Origin of the sequence: Pacificibacter sp. (assembly GCF_039769035.1) — a bacterium.
In the GTDB taxonomy this organism is placed as follows: Bacteria; Pseudomonadota; Alphaproteobacteria; order Rhodobacterales; family Rhodobacteraceae; genus Celeribacter.
Map to the genome: position 1 here is coordinate 1 of NZ_JBDMZG010000220.1, position 7,887 is coordinate 7,887.

General features: G+C 53.6%; 6 protein-coding genes. 2 read left to right on the plus strand and 4 right to left on the minus strand.

Features of this window, described 5'->3' with window-relative positions:
- From ABF287_RS17170 to ABF287_RS17180, 3 genes are all read right to left on the minus strand, one after another.
- Window positions 1-2,587, minus strand: a 2,587-nt coding sequence (locus ABF287_RS17170) for an efflux RND transporter permease subunit (RefSeq protein WP_347186219.1), incomplete at its 3' end; no start/stop codon positions are given.
- Window positions 2,584-3,657, minus strand: a complete 1,074-nt coding sequence (locus ABF287_RS17175) for an efflux RND transporter periplasmic adaptor subunit (RefSeq protein ID WP_347186220.1) — start codon at window positions 3,655-3,657, stop codon at window positions 2,584-2,586. The genes ABF287_RS17170 and ABF287_RS17175, both read right to left, overlap by 4 nt.
- Entirely contained in the window at window positions 3,654-4,640 is a 987-nt protein-coding gene (locus tag ABF287_RS17180) for an efflux RND transporter periplasmic adaptor subunit (protein ID WP_347186221.1), read from the minus strand. Before ABF287_RS17180 ends, ABF287_RS17175 begins: the two co-directional genes overlap by 4 nt.
- Before the next feature lie 250 nt (window positions 4,641-4,890).
- On the opposite strand from ABF287_RS17180, the gene ABF287_RS17185 reads away from it, so the two are divergent.
- A complete protein-coding gene (locus ABF287_RS17185; RefSeq protein WP_347186222.1) occupies window positions 4,891-5,550 on the plus strand; it encodes a TetR/AcrR family transcriptional regulator in 660 nt (219 codons plus the stop codon).
- Here the strand turns inward: ABF287_RS17185 and ABF287_RS17190 are convergent.
- Window positions 5,547-6,575 (minus strand): LacI family DNA-binding transcriptional regulator, encoded by a 1,029-nt coding sequence (locus ABF287_RS17190; protein WP_347186223.1) that lies wholly within the window; start codon window positions 6,573-6,575, stop codon window positions 5,547-5,549. The two genes, ABF287_RS17185 and ABF287_RS17190, sit on opposite strands and share 4 nt — an antisense overlap.
- Before the next feature lie 122 nt (window positions 6,576-6,697).
- Here ABF287_RS17190 and iolE point away from each other — a divergent pair, with 122 nt between their 5' ends.
- A complete protein-coding gene (gene iolE / locus ABF287_RS17195) occupies window positions 6,698-7,612 on the plus strand; it encodes a myo-inosose-2 dehydratase (protein ID WP_347186224.1) in 915 nt (304 codons plus the stop codon).
- Window positions 7,613-7,887 lie beyond the last annotated feature (275 nt).

Here is a 7,887-nt window from a genome sequence, read left to right on the forward strand (position 1 = left end):
GCATCACAGGGAACACGGCAAAGATCGGCGCTTGGCTGTCAGCACTGGCCTCAACAGCCCCGCCCACAACGGCTTTGTATCCGAAGGGCAATTGCGCGTTGAACGCGTCAATTTGATCACTTAAAGCCGTCACGATCGTCGCAGGCTGATCATCCGATGCGATTGCAGCTTTGACGGTGATTGTTGGCGAGCGATCACGTTGATGGATGACGGGTTGCTCCGTGTCGTAGCTAAATGTCGCAACCGAGCGCAACGGGATGGCCCGCCCGCTGGGGGTCGACAATTGCAGGTTGGACAAGGCTTCTACCGATTGGCGATCTTCTTGAGCGCCGCGCGCGCGGACGTCGATTAAATAGTCTTGGTCACGCAAAGCCGTCACGGACCGCCCATCGTAGATCGTGTTCAACGCCGCCGAAATATCGCTAGACGACAAGCCAAGCTGTCGGGCTTTGTCTTGCAGAATATCAATCCGTACAACACGTGCGGGTTCGTTCCAATCAAGCACAATGCCTGTCAAACGCGAATCCGTTGCCATCACGGCCGCCAGATCACGCGCTTGATCGCGCAAGATATCGGGGTCTGGACCACTGATCCGATACTGCACAGGGCGCCCCACAGGCGGCCCGATTTCCAACAACTTCACAAAAATATCTGCTGTAGGGAATTCGGTAACGGCCACCTCATCTAATTTGGCCCGCAAAGCATCACGCGCTTCAATTGATGGCGTTTGAATCACGATCTGACCTGTGTGCGGGCCAGGTGTTGGCACGTCAAATGCCAACAAGAACCGCGGTGCACCGCGCCCCACGTATGAGGACCAGAACAACACGTTGTCATCACCCTCCAAATAGCTCTCAAATCGATCCATTTGGCGCGCGGTTTCAGAGATAGACGTGTTTTGCGCCAAGGTCATATCGACAACAAGTTCAGGTCTGTCTGAGTTTGGGAAAAACTGCTGCTCGACAAAGCGCATGCTGTAAATCGAGCCCGAGAAAACAACCAACGTAATGATAATCGTTGCCCAACGAAACCGCATCGCGGCGCGCAAAACAATGTGGAAGATCTTGCGGATGCGACCCGGCTCACCGCTATGATGCTTCATCTTTTTAGGCAAAAGCGTCACGCCGATAAGCGGCGCGAAAAGCACTGCGACCACCCACGACACTGTCAGCGATACAGCGATCACGACAAACAAAGAGAATGTAAATTCACCCGCCGCAGAGGTGTTCAAACCGATTGGAATGAACCCCGCAACTGTAATCAAAGTCCCTGTCAGCATCGGCGCCGCAATAGATGTCCACGCATAAGACGCAGATGCTGTGCGGCTTTCCCCTTTTTCCAAACGAGAAATCATCGTTTCAATTGCGATCATGGCATCGTCGACCAGCAACCCTAGCGCAATGATAAGCGCACCAAGAGAAATCCGCTGCAGCGTCAAACCCATGTAGTCGATAATCACAAACGTAATCGCCAGCACCAAGGGAATAGTGATTGCCACGGCCAGACCTGCGCGAACGCCAAGACTGACAAAACTCACGGCAAGCACGATCAATACGGCTTCAATCAAGGCTTGGATAAAGTGACCCACGGCCTCATCAACCACATGCGGTTGGTTGGCGACTTGGTGTACGTCGACGCCAACGGGCAATTCGGACACTGCGTGCTCAATAACGGCATCCAAGGCAGCGCCAAACTCAACGATGTTGGCGCCTTTGCGCATCCCAACCGCCAGACCAACGGCTTCTTGGCCATTGAAACGGAACAGTTCAGAGGGCGGATCTTGGTAGCCGCGTTTGACGTCAGCAACATCTGTAAGCGGGAAAAATTGGCCACCGACACGCAAATTGATGTCTGCAATGCTGTCTGCATCTGCAAACTGCCCGCCAACACGCACCAAGATTTGTTCTGGTCCAGCTTTGATCACGCCCGATGGCAAAATTGCGTTTTGTGCCGCAAGGGTTGCGAGCACGGCTTCTTGGTTGAGCCCCAAAGCAGCCATACGTTCAGTGGAAAATTCAAGGTAGATCACCTCATCGCGCACACCAAAGATGTCGACTTTCCCTGCATCTTCGAGCGCCTGAACTTCGGTGGCGACATCTTCTGCTAGGTCACGGACTTCGCGCTGTGAAAATCCGTCATACGTGAAGGCGTATAGATTGCCGAACACATCCCCAAAATTATCGTTGAACTGAAAACCGGCAAATTCGCTTGGGAATTGCCCGCGAATATCTCCCATCATCGACCGCACGGTTTGCCAAATCCGTGGCAATTCGGCTGCGTCTGTTGTTGCCAAAAGTTCCACATAAACGATAGCTTGACCCGCAGCTGTCACGGAGCGCGTGTAGTCAAGTTCGGGCAGCTCTTCTAACTTCTTTTCGATCCGGTCTGTGACTTGCGAAAGCGTCTGTTCGACATCCGCACCCGGCAGTGCCGCAGAAATAATCATCGTTTTGATTGCGAAATCCGGATCTTCTTCGCGGCCAATGCCCATGTAAGAAATCGTGCCTGCGACGATCGAAACCATCATCAAGAACCAAACAAATGATCGGTGCGTGAGTGCCCAATCGGACAGATTAAACCCATTCATTGCGACATACTCCGTCCAATAATTTGTCCATCATGCAAGGAATGGATCCCGCGCAGGACGACCTCATCCCCGACAGAAATTCCGTTTGTGACACGCACGCGTGTTCCGAACTGTTCACCCAAAGTGACAGGCTGCGCACTAACGGTGTTGTTGGCGCGGTCAACCACCCAAACACTTGCAGCACCATCAGGATCCACGATTGAGCTGAGCGGCAAGCTTGCAACGGTGCCTGAATTTTCCATGGCATTGATGCGCACCAATGCGCCAAATCGAAAACCTGCGGGGGGCTCAGAAAGCAATAGATGCGCGCGGCGTGAACGCGTCGCCCCATTGGCCACGGGATCAATCCGGAATAAAGTGGCCGTCGCGACAAGACGCGGGTTTGCCACCAAAGCCACATCAAAACGCATGCCAATGTCCAAGTCGGCAAGCCCTTGTTCGCTGATGTCGACAATGACCTCACGCTCATCGGTGCTTGCCAAGCGAACGACTTCGAGCCCCGGCGAGACGCTCGCACCTGCGTCCAAGAATGCGCCCGTGATGACACCGTCTTGTGGTGCGCGCAGATCGCCGAGATCAAGCTTGTCTTGTGCGCGCGCCAAATTTGCTTGCGCCTGTTCGACGCCCGCTTGGGCCGCAACGAGGGCGCGCAAAGCGTCCTCAAGCCGTGTGGCCGAATCCACACCGCGCTCGGACAGCTCTTTGGATCGAGCAGCTGTATCTTGAGCTGTTCCAAGGTTGGTTTGCGCGACAAGAACGCGCGCCTCAGCACTGCGCACTTCGGCTTCGAAGTCTTTCGGATCAAGGCGCGCCAAAATATCGCCCTTTGATACAAATGTGCCCAGCGTCGCGCTGCGTTCTGCCAAAGTTCCACTGATTGGAAAACCCAGTGTCACTTCATTGCCTGCGGCCACGGTCCCAACGAATGTGATGGCTTCCAGCACATCTGTGCCCACGCGTTCCGTAATGACGGGGCGAGGTACATCGGAGACAATTTGAGATGACACTTCACTGCTCGCAAAGACTGGTGAGGCTAAGGCCACACTGATCGCAAATATAAAACGGTTCATTGATCAACATTCCCAAGTGGTTTCACAAGCCGGTCGGGAAAGAGCAGTTGTGTGCCAGCTGAAACCACCCATGCCCCCTCCTCAACGCCTGCTTTGACAACAATGCTTTCGGTTTCAAACCGGTCCACTTCAATGGCGCGCAAGGACACTGTCATTGTTTCAGGGTCGACAACCCACACGGCAGGTCCGTCTGAATTTGCGCTCATGGTGCTGTAGGGCAAAACAATTCCTTCGCCCGTGATTTCGGTCGTCCCACCGCGCACGGCGTCACCAAATTCGACACCGCTGGGGCGCTCGTCGATGGTGACGGTCACAGCCACAGTGCCTGTAACCGGATCGACCAGCGGCGACACTTCGCGAACAATGCCAACAAATGTATCATCGGGGCGACCCAAAGGCGCAAGCTGCATGGTTTGCACGGCAGTGCTGCCAGTCAACAGGCTTTCCGGTGCATCAAAAAGCGCGTCGATCGCGCCCCCAAGCGCCAATTCAACAACGGGTTGCACAGCACCAACCACCTGACCAGGTTCCGCGTGGCGGGCAATAACCGTTGCAGCCACCGGCGCGATCAAAACCGTGTCTTCCAACGCTTTCTCTGCCAAATCCAGATCCGCTTGTGACTGCGCAAGAACGCCTGCTTTGACGCGCGCTTGATCGGCTGCGGCGTCGCGTCTGACGCGTGTCGTCGCGCCACGTTCAAGCAAAGACTCTTGTCGGCGCAAATCTTCCAGCGCTTGATCGCGATCAGCCGTCGCCGTTGACACCGCAGCGCGCGCACCGCGCAACGCTTGTTCTTGCTGAATGGCCGAGATGCGCGCCAAGGCGGCACCTGCCGCAACTTCATCACCCTCATGCACTTCGACGCTGTCAATTCGGCCGCCGCTGGGGAAGGAAACGCTCAGCGAGTCGCGTGCGACGATTTCGCCAGTCATTGAAATGCCACGCTCAATCGCCATGGATTTGGCCGTCACAATCTCAACCACAAGTGGCTCTTGAGCCCTTGCAGCATTTGTCAGCAGCATCGCGGCACAAAAAGACAGCAGCGACGCTTTGAGAGGTATTGAATAATGTCGAGGCATTGGATCACTCACAGCTTGGTACTTTGGGTTAATCACTCAAGACTTAAGACTTAAGACTTAAGAAACAGTTGGAATCGGCGCCGTTGAGATATCAAACGCTATCCAGCCTACATAGGACTGGCAATTTCAGATTACAACTGCTATTTGTAATGTTATGAACACGAAAACAGTGGGCGCGACCAATCGCGCAAAATCTCAGCAAGAAACGCATGCAGCACTGGTTAAATCAGGTGCGGCCTTGATTGCAAAAAACGGGTATTCTGGCGCCTCAGTTCGAGATATTTCCAGTAAAGCTGGATTTACGCAGGGCGCATTCTATTCAAATTTTGCCAGCAAAGATGATCTTGTCTTCGCGATCATGCGCGCGCAGTTTCAAGAAGCGTACATCTCAATTTCCAAGATTGAAAACTCGCAATCGGAATCTCCAGCCGAATTGGCGCAAGAGGCAACCGCGTGGTTGATGGACTTTTTTATCTCTGATGAAAAAGCCTTGCTCGACACTGAAATCGCCCTGCACGCCATCCGCGATGAAAAGTTCGCAAGCACCTACAATGAACTTGTCGCCGAACATGCGCAAAAAATGGTTTCGTTGTTGCAAAAAATTGCTGATGCAAGTGAATTGGAAACCTGTGCCCCAACCGAACAAGTTGCGAAGGGCATGATTGCACTCTCTCGCGGCCTTAAACTCATGGCACCGCGCAACGATCAAAATTCGATCCGCGACATCCTTCACGTTTTTCTGGAAGCGATTTTTCAACAGTCTCCCGATTCAGATACGGGGCAGAAATGCGTCAGTCACTCATTGAACTCTTAGGTCAAATTTGGACAATTTTCGCGCAAAAAAATCTCAAATGGCGTGAAAGGATCTGGCACTTGGCGATCCTCAATACGCTTAAAGTGGTGGGCCAAAACGTCGATGGCCTGACGCGCTTCCATCCGAGGGTTTTGATCAATCACCGCATCAAGCAGACCTGACTTGAGCATGGCACATCTTTTCGGCGTCAGCTCATGTGAGATAAACACCACTTCTTCAGCACGCCCCAACTTGATCAGCGTCTGAGCAATTTTGTAGTTGCCAGCCGACACATTATAGATCCCGCAAATATCGGGATCATTGTGCAATGCGTTCTGCGCAATCTGAGCGGCGCGATTGCTGTCTTCATCGCTTTCAGCAACATCTAGAATTTCGATATTGGGAAACCGTTCGCGGGCAATGGCTCGAAACCCCATCTCGCGTTCCATGTGCCCTGAAATTCGGTGATGCCCCAACATTACCAGAACTTTGCCCCCTTGAGGGCCCAAAAAGCGCCCCATAAGTTCGCCCGCGACCCGTCCAATCTGGCGATTGTCTGGCCCGACATAGGCCAGACGGCCCGATGCAGGCAGATCAGCAACAAGTGTTACAACAGGAATGCGATGGGACGCACGTGTTGCTGCATCGGATGTGTCTTGGTGGTCCGGACAGCACACGATAATGCCATCATATTCTGCGGCGACCAAATCAATCTTGCGCGCAGCTGCACGTGTATCAATGGGATCAAACGTGTGAATGTAAATGCGAATTTGTGCGGCATTTGACCCGCCGTCCAGCGCCACAAAGGCGTCGCGCAATGCTGCGAAAAAGGGGTTCTTGGCAAGTGGCAGCAACACTGCGATGCGCAAAGATTTAAGCGTGGGGCGAAAGATTTTCCGGTCGAGATTAAGACGACTTGCCCATTCAAGAACTTTGGCTTCGGATTTGGGCGACACGCCGCCCCTTTGATTCACCACACGGTCAACGGTTGCGATGCTAACGCCTGCGGCTTTGGCAATATCTTCGAGTGATGTTTTCTTTGTCATTTGCTCACTATGATGGATTCCCATCATTTTTCAACTCGGAAGATGGAAAAACTTCAACTAGAACCTGCAAGGTGAGTCTGGGAGGACATAAAATGCAACACCTGAACACGACGGAGGTCGTCATGCAAAAGATACGTATTGGCGTAAGCCCGTTGTCTTGGGTGAACGAATTCCTGCCAGACCTCGGCGTCGAAACGACCGCATCTGCACTTGTGAGCGAAGCAAAGGCCGCCGGATATCAAGGCGTCGAAATGAGCCGTGCTTTGCCTTCAGACCCCGCAGAATTGACCAGCCTCATGGCCAAACACGACATGACGTTGGCCTCCGGTTGGTACAACGGGTTTTTGGCCGAATGCAGCGTTGAAGAGGCCCTTGCAGACGTGCGCGCGCATGCCGGATTGCTCCGCGCTTGCGGCGCACATGTGATGGTTTACGGTGAATGCGGTCACATGATCGAAAACGCGTTGGATCGTCCGCTGACCGATAGAATGGCACTCGCAGACAGTGATTTGGGCTCATATGGCGCACGTCTCACGGCATTTGCAGAGGCCTTGCGTGACGATTTTGGCATGCAACTTGCCTATCACCCACACTTGATGACGGTGACAGAGACCCTAGACGAAATCCGCACGGTGATGGCACATACAGGCCCCGATGTTGGGTTGCTGTTAGACACAGGACACGCCGCTGCGGCTGGGTTTGACTATGGACAACTCATCACAGAATTCGCCCCGCGTATCTGCCACATTCACCTCAAAGATCTGCGTGCTGATATCATGGCCGACGTACGCGCCAACGATATTAGTTTTAACGAAGGGGTGCGTCGCGGGATGTTTACTGTGCCTGGCGATGGATCTGTTTCGTTTGACGCGGTCGCCGAGTTCATTGGCTCAGGGGCGTACACTGGCTGGCTGGTGATTGAGGCGGAACAAGACCCGATCCATGAATCCCCTGCCGATACGGTCTCTCGGGCCTTTCAATTTGTGCAGCGCGCCATTCTTGGACACCCCGACAGCAAACAAGGGGCACGTCCATGACCCTCACCAACACCAATTCCGTCGCTTTAAATCGACAACTTATCCAAGCGGGGCAGATGCCCAGCTTAAACCTATCAGTGGGGGGCGAAATCTCCCTACGCCACCTCACTGAACCTAAACAAAATTTTCTGACTTGCGTAGCAAAGGCTTAACCCCATGACCAAAGACATCGACGTAATCACCATCGGACGCGCAGGCGTTGACCTTTATGGCGCACAAATCGGCGGCCGCCTTGAAGATATGGGCTCCTTTGAAAAATACATCGGCGGCTCGCC

Excerpts from the sequence above, each read along its gene's own strand:
- ABF287_RS17175 (WP_347186220.1), bottom strand. The coding sequence starts at position 3,657 with ATGAACCGTTTTATATTTGCGATCAGTGTGGCCTTAGCCTCACCAGTC.
- ABF287_RS17185 (WP_347186222.1), top strand. The coding sequence starts at position 4,891 with ATGAACACGAAAACAGTGGGCGCGACCAATCGCGCAAAATCTCAGCAA.
- ABF287_RS17190 (WP_347186223.1), bottom strand. The coding sequence starts at position 6,575 with ATGACAAAGAAAACATCACTCGAAGATATTGCCAAAGCCGCAGGCGTT.
- iolE (WP_347186224.1), top strand. The coding sequence starts at position 6,698 with ATGCAAAAGATACGTATTGGCGTAAGCCCGTTGTCTTGGGTGAACGAA.